We start from the raw sequence: 16,871 nt of genomic DNA on the forward strand, positions 1-16,871 counted from the left end.
GTTATTTTAAATTATCGCCTTGTTTAGTGAATCAGTTGTACAACCACATATAACAATGGGATTGTGAAGAGACCTAATAAACTGGAAAGCATTACACCTAAAGAGGCAAAGTGTGTGTCAGCTCCAAATTTTTGTGCGTAGATTGACATTGTTGGAGCTGAAGGCATTCCTGCTGTAAGAATGGCTATCATGAGTAAAGAGAATGGTACTGAAAAAGCTGCAAAAGGAATCAGCAGCAGCGGAATGATGAACAGCTTGAACATTATTGCTTTCCATATATAAACGTTTTTCAACAGAAAGGCAAATTCTTTGTAGCTCATATTTGCGATTAAACTCCCGATTAAAATCATTGAAAGCGGAACAGTCATTTTTCCGACACTTTCAAAGGTATCTGTCAATAAACCCGGCCAGCTGGTGGGGAGAAACAAAACCAACATCCCAATCAATGTAGAAAAAACACCAGGGTTTAAAAATAATTTCCTCCAGTCTATCTGAGATTTGTCTTTTGTGAATAAGTAAATACCATATGTCCATATGAAAATGAAATAAATCACATTGAACATGGTTAAATATACAATACCCTGCTCTCCAAAAACAGCAAAAATGACTGCGAAACCAATATACCCCTGATTGCCAAAGATAATAAGTCCTTCATAAACACTTTTCTGCCTATCTGAAAGTTTTGAGCGCCTCCGCAACCATCCAGCAAGGAAAATGGATAGCAACAGGATGTAAGCAGACATACACAAAAGCAAAAGGAATTCTTTAATTAAGGAAAATGAAAAGGAAATATCCAATGAAAATAAAATGAGGGCAGGGAGAGTGACATATAAAATGAGCTGTGTCAGGACATGATCAGTGTTTTGATTTAAAACGCCTTTTTTCCTTACCATAAATCCGATCAACGCAATTACATAAAGATGAATCATCTCTTGTAGAAACGCCCATGCTGAATCCATAATGATCACTCCTGCTGTAATATATGAGCAAATACCTTCATTGGTTTATGCGAAGGATAGATTCTTCGTTTTGGGAGCTAACCACCATAATCTTTTTGTATTAATTTCTCTTACAGGTTAATAATACGGATGAATACTTAATCATCACGGTGCCTAATTTTTATAAAAACTCACGATTGAATGGAAGGAGTGCATCAATTGAGCCAGCAAGAAATGAAATCGACTGTTGAAAAAATTATAGATGACAACGCTGTTGGTACGATGGCGACTGTTAAACAGAATAAACCACATTCAAGATATATAACCTTTATCCGAAAAGGTTTAAATCTTTATACAGCAACAAGCCTAGAAACGCATAAATCAGAAGAAATAAAAGCTAACACACAAACTCATATTTTATTAGGCTATGAAGGGGAAGGATTCGGTGACGAATATGTGGAATATGAAGGGAAAGTTTCTATAAACAGCAGCGTAGATTTGAAACATGAATTATGGAACTCATACATGGAGTATTGGTTTAATGGACCGGATGATTCAAATTATATTGTGCTGGAGATTACACCCGTTACTATAAGAATTATGAACAAAAAGGGCGCTGAACCAAAAACGGTAGAGTTTTAGCAAGGATCGGCCAAATATTTGGATTGGTATTCAAACGGGGTTTCTTGTATAGATTTCGAGGTATCTCACGCCACCATTTGGTTAAACCTAATCATGATATCTTAATGGAGGAGTGAAGGTACATGTTAAAACTGGAAACGGAAATTGAAGGGAAAAAAGCCTATTTTGGTGATGTGTACAGAATGTTTCGGTCCAATGGTTACACACTCTGCGGACAATGGGAATATGACCGTGGGAAATTCGATATGGTCCTGTGCCGGGAAGGTGGCGAGACGATCTATATCAGAATTCCATTTGACGTCATTAAAGGGGAACTTGACAGTGCTAATGCTTATTTGGAATTCCGGACGCCATATGTAATTAAGCATGTCGTAAACACTGGACTGGACTGGGATGAGAATTCATTACTGACAACAACAGGCTTCAATCAGTTCCAAAAGCCTCTTGACAAGGATGGGAATATAACTGATAAAAGCCGCTGGGAAGAAGCCGGTGAAAAGGAAATAGATAGAGTTATCAATTCGATTGACGTTTTGAAAGTATCGTGATGGCACTTTAGTTCAGGAATTGCGTCTGAGGAATACGGATCTGTAAGCTATGTCTTCCTCAACATTTATTACAATAATGATTGGTAACAAAAAGGTAGGAAAACTTATGTGAGGTTTTTAAACCTCACATAAATCTCACAAAAATCAATTGAAACCTGAAATTGGACGAAAGTCAGCTTTTATTTACCAGGCTTCTTAAATAACGCAAATTGTCGAAATAAGGTACTTGTGAAATTCAAAGTAAACCTTTCAAGTACGGGCGGTATGATGTAATCCGTTACAGAGGATTCGTTTTTCCATTTTACTTGGCAGAGCTTAATATAATCGGTACTTTAATGGAATACAGAAGTCATGAGATGGTGAAATAAAACCTCTAGTCGATTAACATGGTAGAGGTTTTGTTTTATGTCCACGATTTGTCAACATTGTCCACGAAAATTCAACGGATTACACATTGTCGTATATGCGCTATTTTAGTATTTGTTACCTAAAAGTGCATTTTCATGGGGGTTGCAAATAACATAGAAAAGTTAATATTGATTATTTTAGGTACGATTAATATTTGCAAGATATAAATGACAAACAAAATAACCCAGACGTAAGATACTTTTTCCTGTATTTTCGTATTTGTGTGATTGGTCACAAGAATGGTAACGAATATATCTCATTACTAACATGCAATAAAAACAAAAAGAGATATTATTCATTTAAAACTGCGATGCATATGTGATGTATAGGCATTCTGAAATATTATAGAATAGTTTAGATTGCCTCATCATCAAGGCCTCCTAAACCATGTGTCACAGGTTCGAATCCTGCCGGAGCATGAGTTTATCTAACTTAAATCATATCCCGATGAAAGTAAAAAACGTATGTTTAATGTTATCATTAACTATCTTCAAAAAATTGTGGATAAGTATATGTAATATACAGGTAATATACAAAAATGGTTTCATCCCCTTATTTTACAATGACTAACAGTTCTCAAAACGTATTGCACTATCAAAAGTTCTTTTTCCTGATTGGAAAGACAAGAATTCGACTAGGTAAGTCGGGTATAAGCGTCAAATAATCCCCATCTGTGCAACAGGTGGGGATTATTTGACGCTTACTTTGCAATTCATCTCACCATTTTTTATGGTCTATTATACAATCAGGCTTCCCAATCATGGTGACATTTTATTTGCTGCACCGGATTGAAGGGAAACTGAACGACTTGATCGAATCCATCCATGCACTTCCGGGTAAGATGAAGTAAAACTCTAAAGAAAACTTCGGCATATGCCGGAGTTTTTCTGTGTTATTCAGGGTTGAACAGCTGGAATATAATAGTTTTTAACAATTTTTTGTTGCATAATAGGTGAGCTGCCCCTTTCAGCAAGTTGCTAAAACAGCCCGAAAAAAACTCGGGGACGTATACAATCAGCATGACAACCGTTTAAATTCCATTCAAAACTCCCATCCTACTAATGGCCAACAGTTTAAAAATTACCTCTCTCGTTGTACAATAATAGTTGAACAGAATCGGGCATTTAGGGGAAGTTAGCCGCCGTTCTTCGGCGGATTACTGACCATTAGATGCGGGACAAAGAGATGGAAGAAAGTAGGATTGCATTTTGAAAAAAATTCAAGATATGAATATACAAAAAATGTTTTCAGACGTCGTATATAAACGCGGTTTGAAATACTATAATCGTGATCTCGTCAGCAACCTGATTTATGACCGGAATTTTAATATTTGGTCAGCTGTTGTAAAAGGCACAGACGACTATTTTGTCGAAATCAATATGGCAGATGAAGAGAAGGGCTCGATGGATGTTTCATGCAATTGTCCGGCATTCGACACGTTTGGCCCCTGCAAGCATATTGCAGCTGTCATGATCGAAATCAGCAACAGCAGGATTGATAATCCCGTTAAAATGTCAAGAGATTACAGTACAACCGACTGGCTGATGAACTCGATTGCTTCATTAACTGAATACGAGCCTGCGTCTGAAATTACATTACAAAAAATCCCACTTCAAATCGATTATTACTGCAGGTGGGAATATGAGAAAAATTTGCTGCTTGAACTGAAAGTCGGTGAAACCCGGCCGCTTGTTGTTAAAAATGTAAAAGATTTTCTTGAAGATCTATTTGCCGGCAATGAGCACTATTTCACGAAAACATTCACATATAACCCGGAAATCCATTACATTGAGTCGCAGGACTGGGAAATTCTAGAGACTTTGTATGCTATTTTAAACAATGAAAAAGTTTACTTTGACAGGGCAATTCACAGGTTCTCGGACACTCCCGACCGGTCAGTTATCATTCCGCCTTTAACAGCAAAGGACTTGCTCCGGAAACTTTCAGAACGTGATTTCACTGTCAAAACAGCCGACGGGGAATTTAAAGATATAATGGTTACAGAAGGTGAGCTGCCGTTTTATTTTGATCTGGCTGAAACAGATTCCGGAGAGCTGTCATTAAAAATGGGGGATATCAATTCCATCACTTATTTCAAACATTATGGTTTATTGTTTGCAGAAGGCAGTTTCTATTTTCCCGAAAAAGAACAGCTCCCGATTATTGAACAAATTACAATGGCTGCCTCCAACAACAAACAATTGCCGGTTTCAAATGAAAAAAAGGACGATTTCATTTCCCAGGTTGTTCCTTCGTTGAAAAAAATCGGTGATGTGCACATTTCAGAGAGTGTTTCCAATGAAATTATTCAGCTGCCGCTCAAAGCCAAGCTTTATCTGGAGTTACAGGACAGCCAGATCGCCGGGAAGCTGAGTTATCATTATGGCAGTCATGAGATTGATCCCTTTAATGGGCGCGAGCAGGTTGATGATGCCATAATTATCCGTGATGTGAAAAAAGAACAGCAAATCATGAATCTGATCGAACATGCGAACTTTCATTATAATGGCAGGGAGTTGTATATTGAAACCGATGAGGAATCGCTGTACGATTTTCTATTCAAAGTCATGCCGGTGCTTGATAAATATCTGGAATTGTACATGACAGATGAAATCCGTAAATTTTTCATTGAACAGCAGCCTTCACCGAGCACAAGCGTTCAGCTTGAATCATCGTCCAATTTGCTGGATATCGGTTTTAATATTGACGGTATAAACGATGAAGAGATTAACCAGGTGCTGGGTGCAGTGATGGAAAAGAAACGGTATTATCGTTTGAAAGATGGAGCGTTTCTCTCATTGGAAGGTGAAGCGTTTGACTCGATGAAGCAACTCTTTGACGATTTGGATGTTAATCAGGGAGATTTGCAGGACGGGAATGTGCAAATGCCGGTTTACCGGGGCACTCAGGTGGATGAATTGATCGATATGCCAAAGCAGTATGACCCGGCATTCCGAGAGCTCTTAAGCCAATTGCAATCACCGGAAGAGCAGGTCTACCCATTGCCTGACAACTTAAATGCAGACCTGCGCAATTATCAGCTGACAGGCTATCAATGGTTTAAATCACTGAGCCATTATCATCTCGGCGGTATTCTGGCGGATGATATGGGGCTTGGCAAGACATTGCAAAGCATTGCCTACATTCTTTCTGAGCCGGGCGACTCACCACATTTAATTGTCGCGCCTTCATCGGTATTATATAACTGGAAAAATGAATTCGAGAAATTCGCACCGGATTTGCAGGTGACAATCATGACGGGGACACCTGCTGAGCGGGCTGAAATGATTGACGAAAAAAGGGATATGGATGTCTGGATTACATCATACGCGACATTGCGCCAGGATATTGAACATTATCAGGAAATGTCGTTTCAGACACTGATTCTTGATGAAGCGCAATACATTAAAAATTATGCAACCAAAACATCGCGTGCGATTCGTCAGCTTAAGGCGGGAAGACGCTTTGCCCTGAGCGGTACTCCAATCGAGAATTCCATCAACGAACTGTGGGCGATTTTTCAAGTGATTTTGCCCGGGCTGATGCCGAGCCAGCGCAAATTTAAACAATTGGAAAACGATAAAATAGCATCAATGACGAGACCGTTTATTTTACGCCGTGTCAAACAGGATGTTCTGAAAGAGCTCCCTGAAAAGATCGAATCCGTTCACGTTTCAGAGCTGACAAAGGACCAGAAAGACTTATATGTCGGCTACTGGCGCGAGCTGCAGCAGGAAGCCGCCCAATCGATGAAAGAGAGCGGCTTTCAGCAGAACCGCATGAAAATATTGGCCGGTCTCACACGCCTTCGTCAAATTTGCTGCCATCCTTCTGTGTTTGTCGAAAATTATCAGGGTGAGTCAGGCAAATTAAATCAGCTGATGGAGACGGTGGAAAATGCGGCGGCAAATGGCAAACGCATGCTGATTTTCTCTCAATTTACGAGCATGCATGAGATTATAATCGGCCAACTTGAAGAGCTGGGGATCGACTATTTCTATTTGCATGGGAAGACTGGCTCAGAAGAACGGGTCAAAATGAGTGAACGGTTTAACGAAGGTGAGAAAAGTGTCTTTCTTGTTTCCTTGAAAGCCGGTGGAACCGGGCTGAATCTGACCGGGGCTGACACGGTTATCCTGTATGATTTATGGTGGAACCCGGCAGTTGAGGATCAAGCGACAGGACGTGCACACCGGTTTGGCCAGAAAAATGTCGTTCAGGTAATCAGGCTTATCACTGAAGGAACGATTGAAGAGAAAATTTATGAACTGCAGCAGAAAAAGCGTGAGCTGATCGATGAAGTGATTCAGCCGGGAGAGTCGATGCTGTCCAGTCTCAGCGAAGAAGATGTCCGTGAATTATTAAGTCTTTGATAACACCCGATAGTTTACAGAAATATTAAAAAGTTTTACAATGAAGCTAACGGCACATCGAAAGGATGGTAAAGGTGACAAAACTTGTTGTAGGAACTGTCAAATTCATACTATCCAATGTTGTTGTCATCCTGGCAATCATGCTGCTTCCAGTATTTTTGATTACCGATTCAGTACCTTTGTTTGACAGTATTATCAACTACCTATTTAACAATCAATCATGACGAGCAAAAGACCGGATTTTTGATATAAGTAGTTCACTTACGGTGGAGAAAAAAACACAATACATTTAGCGTACTAAATCACCATAACATTTAGTACGCTATTTTTTGCTGGTATGACAACACTGGATAAATTATTCAACATTTTAAAAATATTAACCAAGTATTTTGAATATTTGTGTTAAAATAAAGTTTAAGATTGTAACGAATTGGTCTTAAAGCCGTTTAATGGAATAACTCATTGTGAAAATAACAGGGACTTACAATAATTATTATTAAACTAAACTGCTCTTAGTGAAAAAAGCAATAGAACTATATGGCATTTATGTATTCGGAACTTCTTATTAAGTAAATACGTAAAGGAAAAAGAAAATTTTTAGGAGGTTACTTATATTGTACGAACATAAATTTGTGAAAGTTAATTTATCCGGCTTCAAACACACACCGGAACAAGATTATCATTCAGTTGTTTATGAGCACGAAAAAGAAGGATGGGAGTTAGTACAAATTTTCGCGCCGGGAATAAAAAGCTATGGTATGCCTTCTTTCTATGAGTTAATATTTAAACGTAAGAAAAACTAAAAGAGAAATATAAGCAAATACAATACCCCCTATTCAAGTATAGGGCGCTTATCAGGAACAAGAGTACATCCTGTATGGATTCATCGGGCCATATTGCGGAATAAGGGCATACCTTTCACCTTTCTTTTGAATGTGGGGCAGATGTGAAACTCTTTCTAGTGTATTAATAAAGACTTTGAACTAAACAAAAAGTACAATTTAATCACTGGACCTATGGTTAGATGATTCTGAAGGGCTTGGTTTTTCGATGAATCTTTGAAAACCATAGTTCAAAACAGCGAGTGAACAAGTTTTGATAAAAAGTGCTGTAGAGGTCATTCTTTTTAATTTATAATGACCTATTTTTTGGAAAAATGCATTTAGAGGATAGGCATAAAGAAGGTCCATAATTAAATTACATAATGCATATAAAGAGAATTTTCCATAAGTGAAATGAAACACCCATAAATTAATTGTAAAAAATGGTCCAAATATAAAGGCTAAATCATCAAATACTCTGTACTTTATCCCACCTTTAACATCCCACCATTTGAAAATTAGGTTTAGAAGTGATTGTATTAAAAAAATACCAGAGCAAAATAATGTAACTGGTAAATATTTTTTAAAGGAGAGTTTTGGAAGGAATGATAATACAATAGCCCATAAAACAATTGCATTTACTATCCTAAAAAAGTTTGCCATTAAGTTCACCCTTCTGAGCTTTTATCTTAGGATTTGACACTTCATCGATGTTATTCAATTGTTTCCTTTTTGGTATGTTATTATATATTCAACTAATGGCTGCACTTGCTTAAGAACCTCGATTTGACTATGCAGCAATCGGCCGCGCTTCCGGAATAATAAGTATGTCCCTATTTGGCTCATTTAAGGGAAGTAATAACAAAAAATAAAAAACCTATAAAACTTACTTAAGGTCCTTTTTGTGTCCCGTAATGAATATACATGTAAAAAATAATTTTATATGGGGGATGTATGGGGATACAAGGGAAGGCAAATTTAAGTGTTGGCTGGATAACTTTGTTTCTAATGGGGACTGACTTATTTGTGGTGTCTCCGTTATTGCCGTTCATTTCGGAAACATATAAGGTTAGTCCAGAGACGACTGGATGGATGGTAACTGTTTTTGCGGTTACATATGCCTTTTCGGCTCCATTCTTTGGTTGGCTTTCAGATAAAAAGGGTCGGAGAACAATTATTACGTTTGGTTTATTATTGTTTGCTATTTCTAACGTACTTACTGCCTTTGCTTCTTCATTTTTATGGCTAATTGTTAGCCGTATTTTAGCTGGTTTGTCCGTTGCTTCAGTCACTCCGTTGATATACGCAATCATTGGAGATATTGCGCCACCAAAACGAAGAGGAACATGGCTTTCGATTGTTGTTTCAGGACACTTAACGGCTCTTTGGGCAGGAGCCCCATTCGGTACGATATTAGAATATTTTCTTAGTTGGCGTTCTGTATTTGTTGTAATGGCTACTATAGGAGCCATATTGGCGGTCGTAAATTTCAAAACGTGGGAATCTATTCCCAAAAGTGATTCAACAAGAAAACTAGTAGAAGGAAATATGCTAAGAATACTTGGTTCCGTAAGTGTTACCACCATTTGGGCGATTTCAATGTATGCCCTTTATGTTTATTTGGGAGCAGCCCTATACTCTGAAAATAGATTCTCATCATCAGAAATAGCATTAGCTATTACTTTTTATGGTGTCGGTGCTGTTTTAGGTGGTCTTACAAGTGGAAAATTGACGGATAAGTTCGGAGAAAAGAAGGTTTCGAACGCTACTCTAATTTTCTTAACTTTAATACTCATTTGTTTAGGACTATTTTTTTCATCTGGTGGTTGGGTTTATTTCCTTCTGTTTATATGGGCTTTGGTTGGGTACGCAGGATTTACATCATACCAAGCACGATTAGTAGTGGAATATCCAAAAGAGCGAGGAATTGTTATGGCATGGAATAATACGGCTCTATATATTGGTATCACTATTGGTTCAATGATTGGAGGTTATGTCATATCTATTTGGGGATATTCTTTACTCCCATATGTTTGTAGCATTGCAGCAGTCGCTAGCTTTGTGCTTAGTACTCAAAAGGTGAATAATCAAAAAAAGGATCAGCTTTTTCAGTAGGTACTTGACATCAGACTCCAGCTAATAGCTGAAATAGACTATTCAAGAAACGGGCGCCATTCCGGAATACGTCTTGGCGCCCTTTCCATACATAAGGGCCATTTTGTTGAAGATCGGTAAAGTTAAAGAAATGCTTATGTGTATTAGTTGGTTTGAAAGCACAGGGGTAAATAAACTTATAGAAAAGACTTTATTTGTCCGTTATTTCTTTTGTATTACATTTAAAAGATAAGGTATACGTTAATAATCATCTAATATCGGCTGCGGCGACGAAGAGCTTTTCCATATAATCGAATTGTGCTCTTATTACATCCGACATAGCCGTTTCTGAACTTTTATCAGTAAGAACTACACTTTCGAAAACAGCCTTTTGTGAAGGTCAAAAAATATAGAAACCGGGTTTTTCTTATTGCTCCTGCTTCAGTTTAAATAATTTGCGCGGGCGGCCTTGTACATAAGGTTTTTCTTCTCCGCTGGCTTTAATGATGTTTCCGGCAAGCAGCTTTTTGATTGTGCGTTCAGCACTGCGTTTGGTGACACCGTAATATTTGGCGATATCATTCGATGAAAAAGGTTCATTGTTGCGTACTTCAATAAAATCGATAAAATTATAGGACAGTTCGTTATTTAATTTGGCTTCATGGATGAGTGAACGATAAAGTGCTGATGGGTTAAACTCCTTTTTTATGCCGAGTGGTCCGATTATGTCACGGCGTTCGTTAACAATATAGCATGTTCCGTCTTCCTTTTCCCCGCAGGCCTCAAGTGCAAGATGTGCATTGATATCTGCCTTGTCAGCCGACAGTCCAAGTCCGAAACCGATATCAGCCGGTACAGTCAGTTCATCAATCATCTTTTTTAATAAAGGAAAATCACGATAATGGCTAGTGATGTATTCAAGCATGCTGCGTGTTCCCAACAAAACAAATTGGTTCTCGCTGTTTAAGAAAACAGAAGCCTGTGTTTTTTTGACATAGTTCAATAAGATCTGATGCAATTTCCGCTGCAATTCTTGTATATAAAGATCGCCATGTTGTACGTGGAGGCGGTCAAAGTTTTTAATGCGGACATAACCGGTGACAATTTGAGCACTTGCTGAATGATTGATAGTTGCAATCGATCTAGCTTTTTCAATCGCTCTTGTTAGATTTAGCATCGGCAATTTCATGCACGTAACCGGAACGTTTCTTTTTCTGAGAACATCTGCCACTTCTTGAAGGGGTGTGAGGACTAAACTGACGTCTCCGGCATCATAAAGATTCTGATGATGATCTGCAATTTGTTCAGGCCCTGCAGTCTCAGCATATCCATAGCTGTACGTATAAATGTCATCATACCGGAGATTGATTTCATGAAGCACTTCACTGACCTGTCTTGTATCCGGTACGTCAATGGAAAGGCGGTCCAGTTCCTGTTCTTTTTCCATTTTAATTTGGAAAAGAGAAGTCAGGATCATGTACGCATCAATGTCCGCCTGCACGGCAGGCAGCCGCTTTTTTTCAATAAAATCTTTGGCATAATAATAGGCTAAAGTACTTGTGAATAAATAAATATCACACATAATGGCCTTTTCAACCAATTCGTTCGTTTCTTCCGCAGTTCTATAGACAAAAGGAAATAGTTCAACATCTTCTATTTTCTCAGTCAGCCTGTTGATCTGATGGATTGTCTCTTCCCTTCCGAATACAGCAATTTTAATCGTCACATCCATTCCTCCTTCTTTCCGAATACCTTCATCCCATATTTAACGACAAAATTCGTTAGAGTTATAATACGGAATTTTCTAAATATTGTCAAGAAGAAAAATGTACGATTTAGGTTTAAATATATTTTGGTATATTTCGAGGTAACATAGCATTCTATTATTCTGTTAAAACTTGACATACCAGATGAAAACGGTTTAAATTTAGATAAGATTTGATTTTAAAATAATAAAGGGGGAAATTTCATGAGAAGTCTTAAACTCGCAGGTTTGTTGCTTATCGTTATGCTGTTTGCACTAGCAGGCTGCGGCAGTGCCCAGGATGACGGCGGCGGAAGTGATGACAGCGGCAGCAGTGATAACGGCGGCGATGATGCATCATCATCTGAAGAGGTTCGCGTCACACTGGGAACCGGGGGCACGAGTGGTACCTATTATCCGCTTGGTGTAGCGATGACTGAGCAGATTTTCTCAAATGTAGAAGGGGTTTCACAGTCCAGAGCTGTTTCAACCGGGGCATCAGTAACAAACGCCCAGGAGCTGGCTGAAGGAAAATACGACGCTGTTCTGATTCAAAATGATATTGCTTATTATGCCGCGAATGGAGAGACGCTCGGAGATTTTGAAGGGAATACGGTTGATAATATGGCCGGCATGACCTCGCTTTACCCTGAAGATATCCAAGTGGTCACAACAGCTGACAGCGATATTGAATCACTTGAAGATTTGGAAGGCAAAACCGTGGCTGTCGGTGACCAGGGCAGTGGAACCGAAGCAAACGCCAATCAAGTATTGGGAGCAGCAGGGCTCACGTATGATGACCTGACAGCTGAATATATGGGCTTTGGTGATGCTTCTCAGGGCTTGCAGAATGGTACACTTGATGCAGCGTTTATCGTTGGCGGTGCACCAACAAGCGCGATTCAGGAATTAGGTGCCAGTAAAGATGTCAAGGTCCTTTCACTTTCCGACGAAGTCATCAGCAATTTGACTTCGGAATATTCGTATTACACCGAAAAAACAATTTCTGCTGACACGTATGCAGATTACGGTCAGGAAGAAGAGATTAAGACAGTAGCTGTTATGGCAATCCTTGTTGTGGATTCGGAACTGCCGGAAGACGCGGTGTATAACATGACAAAATCCATGTTTGAAAACAAAGACGCACTGGAAGCAGCGCATGCCCGCGGTTCGGATATCACTTTAGAAGGTGCAACAGATGGTATGTCCATTGACCTTCACCCGGGTGCAGCCAGGTATTATGAAGAAGAAGGTGTCTCTGTCGAGTAATGACAGCTTCTTCTGAAAGGCGGCCAAGCCTGCATAAACACAGGCTTGCCGTACTATTAATCGGTTTAATAATTTTTATCGGTATTTATTTGCTTATGAAAGATGTACATGTCATGTACGCAACGGCGGATAATGATGATGTATTGATTGCTGAGCGGATAAATGCCGATACAACTTTTTCATCACGTTATCTCCATTCAGTGGCCAAGTGTCTCATTATAGAAAAATATGAAGTGAGCGAGGACTATGAGATGGTCTTGATGGAAAGCTGGAATTGCAGCTTCGGAGCCGGTATTGAAACAAAACCTCCGCCAGGGGCAACTGATCGCATGGAGGACGGCTATTACGTGATTGATAATATCGACCAGACATTCCAGGAGATTTTGTTACATCCCGTAAGTATTGCAGAACAAAAACTGACGATAGACGGACATACCTGGAATATCTCGCGTAAACCATTTGAGGGAAGAACGTTTTCACTTGAGATTGAGAAGCAAAATTGGTTTGTCTTTTTAATCGAAAAACTATCATGAATAACAGAAGGGAGGTTCTTTATGGCGAACTCAAATCTGGATACAAATGTGAGTCAAGAAGAAATGAACAAGCAGCTGGATGAGCTGGAAGGCAGTGACAGAACACTATATGGCAAAATGGCGTTCATTGTATTAATTGTTGCTGTTGCATTTTCATTATTTCACCTGTATTCAGCCGGTATCGACATGCTGCCGAATCGTCAGCTGACAGCAGTGCATCTGGCCTTTGCCTTAACCCTCATTTTTTTAATCTTTCCATATAAAAAGAACCTCGGGCAAACGAAAATTCCCTGGTATGATATGGTACTGGCAATCCTTGGGGCATCAACCGGCGTTTATATTATCATGATATCTGACGTTCTTGTTGGCAAAGTCGGTAATCCGAATGCGTTGGATACCACGATATCTTTCATTGCATTGTTGCTGGTCCTCGAAGCAACACGTCGAGTGGTCGGAAAACCGCTTGTCATACTGGCAACGGTTTTCATGCTGTACGCATGGCTCGGTGATATGTATTTGCCGGACTTTCTTGGTGCACGGGCGATCTTGCCGGATGCGCTGAACCACTTTGGCTTTACATGGAATGAAATCGCCGAGTTTATGTATTTGTCCAATGAGGGTATATTCGGAACACCACTGACTGTTTCAGCACAATATGTTTTTATTTTTATTTTATTTGGCGCTTTTCTGGAGGTGACCGGGGCAGGTAAAATGTTTATTGATCTGGCCATGTCACTTGTCGGTTCGTTTAAAGGCGGACCGGCCAAAGCATCCGTTATTTCATCCGGTATGATGGGCTCAATATCAGGCAGTTCGGTAGCCAATGCGGTTACCACAGGCACGTTCACCATACCGCTGATGAAAAAGACAGGATTCAGGCCAAAGGTTGCCGGCGGTATTGAAGTAGCTGCTTCCTCAAGCGGGCAGCTGCTGCCGCCTGTCATGGGTGCTGCTGCCTTTATCATGGCCGACTTCACCGGTATATCTTATCTGGAAATCGTTAAATCGGCAGCGATTCCGGCATTGCTAAGCTATACAGCCATTTTGTTCATGGTACATCTGGAAGCGAGCAAGAATAATTTAGTCGGCATCCCGCGAAATGAGCTCGTATCGCCATGGAAAATCTTAGCTGGCCGTGGTTATTTGTTGCTGCCGATCGTAGCAATTGTCATACTGCTTGTCATGCGGCTGACACCGATATTGGCATCATTTATGGCGATTGTCGGTACAATTGCGATTGCTCTATTTTCTTATCGGATGCAGCAGCGTTTGGGTGCCGGTTTTCTCGTTGCGCTTCTGTTCACAGGTGCAGCCTATGCAGCACATTTACTATTCGGCTTAAATCAGTACGTTACATTTGTCTCCATTGGTGCCTTGATGTTTGCGCTCATCTGGTATGCGATGGGTAAAAAAGTTGCTGGTGAAAAACAGGATAAATTTGGATGGAAAGAGTTTTTTACGGCGCTTGAGCTTGGGGCAAAAAATGCGCTAAGCGTGGTTGCGGCATGTGCGGCTGCCGGAATTCTGACAGGTGTTGTGACAATGACAGGACTGGGGCCGATATTCTCCGGTTTGATTTTGGATTTGGCAAACAACCAGATTTTCCTTGTCCTGCTGTTCACGATGATTGCGTGTATCATCATGGGCCTCGGTCTGCCGACAACTGCAACCTACATTGTACTTGCAGCTGTCATGGCTCCGGCTTTGATACAGCTGGATATCCCGGTATTGGCAGCTCATCTCTTCGTATTTTATTATGGAATCCTTGCCGATGATACACCGCCGATTAACTTGCCGGCATACGCGACAGCGGGTATTGCCAAAGCAGATCCGGTGCGTACCGGTGTGCAAGGTTTTAAATTTGATATGGGGGCATTGCTTCTGCCGTTTGCGTTTGTGCTTAATCCGATTTTGATTTTGCAGGACGATACAGCAACGTGGATTCAGATTCTGTTAAGTATTACCACAGCGTTTATCGGCATTATTGCCTGGTCTACGTTTATTCAAAGCTACCTGTTCACCAAATTTGGCTGGATTGAGCGGATAATGGCTGTAGGGGCGGCGGTTGTTTTGCTTAATCATGCACTATGGACAGACTTGGTCGGTGTTGGACTATTCGCTCTGATTATTGTCTATCAATGGTGGAAAAAGAACAGAAATGATAAATCCGGCATGCAATCGGTTCAGACGAACGCATGAATTAAAGAGCTATTTTGCAGGAATATTACTGTGAAATAGCTCTTTTTGATATGGTTATCGCTCCTCACGCAGTTCGTACTAATATATGATATGCTTGGACACAAGAATGGGAAGGGGTGAGTGCATGAATTCATTTATCAATAAAATTGGGATCGATGCGCCGGTTGTTCAGGCTGGAATGGCGGGCGGTATTACGACCCCTGAGTTAGTTGCGGCTGTCGCCAATGCAGGCGGGCTTGGAACACTCGGGGCAGGGTACATGAGTGATAAGGTGTTAAAGGCGGACATACAAGCCATAAAGCAGCTTACTGATAAACCCTTCGCGGTCAATCTATTTGCTGTAAACCTGGAGGCATTTTCCGATGATATCGCCCAAATGCAGCAATTCCTTAATCAATATCGGGGTGAATTGGAAATGGACACGGGAGAAAGTTCGATTAAAGTCCGTGATTACTTGCAGGAAAAAATCGATGTCATTCTCGAGGAAAATATCCCGATTGTCAGTACAGCTTTCGGGGTGCTTTCATACATGCTGATCGATCGTTTGAAAGCGAACGACGTGAAATTGATTGGCATGGCAACAAATCTTGAGGAGGCCAAACAACTGGAAGAAGCAGGATTTGATGCCGTTGTGGCTCAGGGGATGGAAGCGGGCGGCCACCGCAGTACATTTAATGTGGAAAAATACCCTGATGGCTGTCAAATCGGTTTGCACGTGCTGGTGCAGGAGCTTCTTGACCATACGAATCTTGCCATTATAGCAGCAGGCGGCATACATACCAAGTCTCAAGCCGATGCTTTAATGACCATGGGGACCTCTGCCGTCCAGCTGGGCACACGATTTTTGCTTGCTGAAGAAGCCGGAACGAATGCAGCTTATCGCAGGGCGCTCATCAAAGCAGAAACCAATGATACGGTGATAACGAAAGTGTTTTCCGGACACCCGGCCCGTGCTATCCGGAACAGGTTAGTCGAAGAGGTGGAGGCAAGTGGGATTGCACCGCTTCCATTCCCTATCCAGAATCAAATGACAAAAGATATTCGCTCGGCCGGAAAGGAATTTGCGATGCCGGAAGTACAGTCGCTATGGGCCGGCCAGGGAGTTGGTGCGATTGAAAAGGAAGAGAGTGCCGCGGATATTGTGGCCTCGCTTATATAAGGAGCACAGATAGTAAGTACGGATGCGCTCGGGACGATGTTTTCGCTCTTGAATTGAAGCTTCCACTTCAGTGATATATCAATTGCTGTAGGAAAGCAACAAAGAATGCGAGAAAGAGCCAAACTAAAAGAAATCGGCGAACC

General features: G+C 40.6%; 14 protein-coding genes. 11 read left to right on the forward strand and 3 right to left on the reverse strand.

Annotated features, from left to right (window positions below; translation table 11 throughout):
• Positions 1-23 precede the first annotated feature (23 nt).
• Positions 24-959 (reverse strand): AEC family transporter, encoded by a 936-nt coding sequence (locus tag AOX59_RS15045; protein ID WP_068446722.1) that lies wholly within the window; start codon positions 957-959, stop codon positions 24-26.
• A gap of 198 nt (positions 960-1,157) precedes the next feature.
• Here AOX59_RS15045 and AOX59_RS15050 point away from each other — a divergent pair, with 198 nt between their 5' ends.
• The 6 genes from AOX59_RS15050 to AOX59_RS15065 all read left to right on the forward strand — a co-directional run bounded on the left by AOX59_RS15050 (position 1,158) and on the right by AOX59_RS15065 (position 7,712).
• Positions 1,158-1,580, forward strand: coding sequence for a pyridoxamine 5'-phosphate oxidase family protein (locus tag AOX59_RS15050; RefSeq protein ID WP_068446723.1), 423 nt, complete (start codon positions 1,158-1,160; stop codon positions 1,578-1,580).
• A gap of 122 nt (positions 1,581-1,702) precedes the next feature.
• Positions 1,703-2,128, forward strand: coding sequence for a YugN family protein (locus AOX59_RS15055; RefSeq protein ID WP_068446724.1), 426 nt, complete (start codon positions 1,703-1,705; stop codon positions 2,126-2,128).
• A gap of 1,144 nt (positions 2,129-3,272) precedes the next feature.
• Complete coding sequence (locus AOX59_RS19330) at positions 3,273-3,386, forward strand: YvrJ family protein (protein WP_156418789.1); 114 nt, start codon at positions 3,273-3,275, stop codon at positions 3,384-3,386.
• 376 nt (positions 3,387-3,762) lie between these two features.
• Complete coding sequence (locus AOX59_RS15060) at positions 3,763-6,909, forward strand: DEAD/DEAH box helicase (protein ID WP_237049281.1); 3,147 nt, start codon at positions 3,763-3,765, stop codon at positions 6,907-6,909.
• A gap of 74 nt (positions 6,910-6,983) precedes the next feature.
• Positions 6,984-7,133 carry a hypothetical protein gene (locus AOX59_RS19795; RefSeq protein ID WP_156418725.1) on the forward strand — a complete coding sequence of 50 codons (150 nt, stop codon included), beginning with the start codon at positions 6,984-6,986 and terminating at the stop codon, positions 7,131-7,133.
• 390 nt (positions 7,134-7,523) lie between these two features.
• Positions 7,524-7,712, forward strand: coding sequence for a DUF4177 domain-containing protein (locus AOX59_RS15065; RefSeq protein ID WP_068446726.1), 189 nt, complete (start codon positions 7,524-7,526; stop codon positions 7,710-7,712).
• Positions 7,713-7,910: 198 nt separating this feature from the next.
• On the opposite strand, the gene AOX59_RS15070 is transcribed toward AOX59_RS15065, so the two are convergent.
• Entirely contained in the window at positions 7,911-8,393 is a 483-nt protein-coding gene (locus tag AOX59_RS15070; RefSeq protein WP_068446727.1) for a hypothetical protein, read from the reverse strand.
• 345 nt (positions 8,394-8,738) lie between these two features.
• Between AOX59_RS15070 and AOX59_RS15075 the strand changes: the two genes are divergently transcribed.
• On the forward strand, positions 8,739-9,845 hold the full coding sequence (locus tag AOX59_RS15075; protein WP_237049282.1) for an MFS transporter: 1,107 nt from the start codon (positions 8,739-8,741) through the stop codon (positions 9,843-9,845).
• Between the two features lie 406 nt (positions 9,846-10,251).
• Here the strand turns inward: AOX59_RS15075 and AOX59_RS15080 are convergent, their stop codons facing one another.
• A complete protein-coding gene (locus AOX59_RS15080; protein WP_068446729.1) occupies positions 10,252-11,556 on the reverse strand; it encodes a hypothetical protein in 1,305 nt (434 codons plus the stop codon).
• 237 nt (positions 11,557-11,793) lie between these two features.
• On the opposite strand from AOX59_RS15080, the gene AOX59_RS15085 reads away from it, so the two are divergent.
• From AOX59_RS15085 to AOX59_RS15100, 4 genes are all read left to right on the forward strand, one after another.
• Entirely contained in the window at positions 11,794-12,837 is a 1,044-nt protein-coding gene (locus AOX59_RS15085) for a TAXI family TRAP transporter solute-binding subunit (protein WP_068446730.1), read from the forward strand.
• Positions 12,837-13,370: a DUF1850 domain-containing protein gene (locus AOX59_RS15090; protein WP_068446731.1), complete on the forward strand. Its 534-nt coding sequence runs from the start codon at positions 12,837-12,839 to the stop codon at positions 13,368-13,370. Before AOX59_RS15085 ends, AOX59_RS15090 begins: the two co-directional genes overlap by 1 nt.
• Positions 13,371-13,391: 21 nt before the next feature.
• Positions 13,392-15,569: a TRAP transporter permease gene (locus tag AOX59_RS15095; RefSeq protein WP_068446732.1), complete on the forward strand. Its 2,178-nt coding sequence runs from the start codon at positions 13,392-13,394 to the stop codon at positions 15,567-15,569.
• A gap of 124 nt (positions 15,570-15,693) precedes the next feature.
• A complete protein-coding gene (locus AOX59_RS15100) occupies positions 15,694-16,728 on the forward strand; it encodes an NAD(P)H-dependent flavin oxidoreductase (protein WP_068446733.1) in 1,035 nt (344 codons plus the stop codon).
• The last annotated feature ends 143 nt before the right edge of the window (positions 16,729-16,871 follow it).

It is taken from the genome of Lentibacillus amyloliquefaciens (assembly GCF_001307805.1).
In the GTDB taxonomy this organism is placed as follows: Bacteria; Bacillota; Bacilli; order Bacillales; family Amphibacillaceae; genus Lentibacillus; species Lentibacillus amyloliquefaciens.

What these genes read in the sequence shown, in the direction of transcription:
- AOX59_RS15085 (WP_068446730.1), top strand. Translation starts at nt 11,794, where the DNA reads ATGAGAAGTCTTAAACTCGCAGGTTTGTTGCTTATCGTTATGCTGTTT.
- AOX59_RS15070 (WP_068446727.1), bottom strand. Translation starts at nt 8,393, where the DNA reads ATGGCAAACTTTTTTAGGATAGTAAATGCAATTGTTTTATGGGCTATT.
- AOX59_RS15090 (WP_068446731.1), top strand. Translation starts at nt 12,837, where the DNA reads ATGACAGCTTCTTCTGAAAGGCGGCCAAGCCTGCATAAACACAGGCTT.
- AOX59_RS15075 (WP_237049282.1), top strand. Translation starts at nt 8,739, where the DNA reads ATGGGGACTGACTTATTTGTGGTGTCTCCGTTATTGCCGTTCATTTCG.
- AOX59_RS15100 (WP_068446733.1), top strand. Translation starts at nt 15,694, where the DNA reads ATGAATTCATTTATCAATAAAATTGGGATCGATGCGCCGGTTGTTCAG.
- AOX59_RS15060 (WP_237049281.1), top strand. Translation starts at nt 3,763, where the DNA reads ATGAATATACAAAAAATGTTTTCAGACGTCGTATATAAACGCGGTTTG.
- AOX59_RS15045 (WP_068446722.1), bottom strand. Translation starts at nt 959, where the DNA reads ATGGATTCAGCATGGGCGTTTCTACAAGAGATGATTCATCTTTATGTA.
- AOX59_RS15055 (WP_068446724.1), top strand. Translation starts at nt 1,703, where the DNA reads ATGTTAAAACTGGAAACGGAAATTGAAGGGAAAAAAGCCTATTTTGGT.
- AOX59_RS15080 (WP_068446729.1), bottom strand. Translation starts at nt 11,556, where the DNA reads ATGGATGTGACGATTAAAATTGCTGTATTCGGAAGGGAAGAGACAATC.
- AOX59_RS15095 (WP_068446732.1), top strand. Translation starts at nt 13,392, where the DNA reads ATGGCGAACTCAAATCTGGATACAAATGTGAGTCAAGAAGAAATGAAC.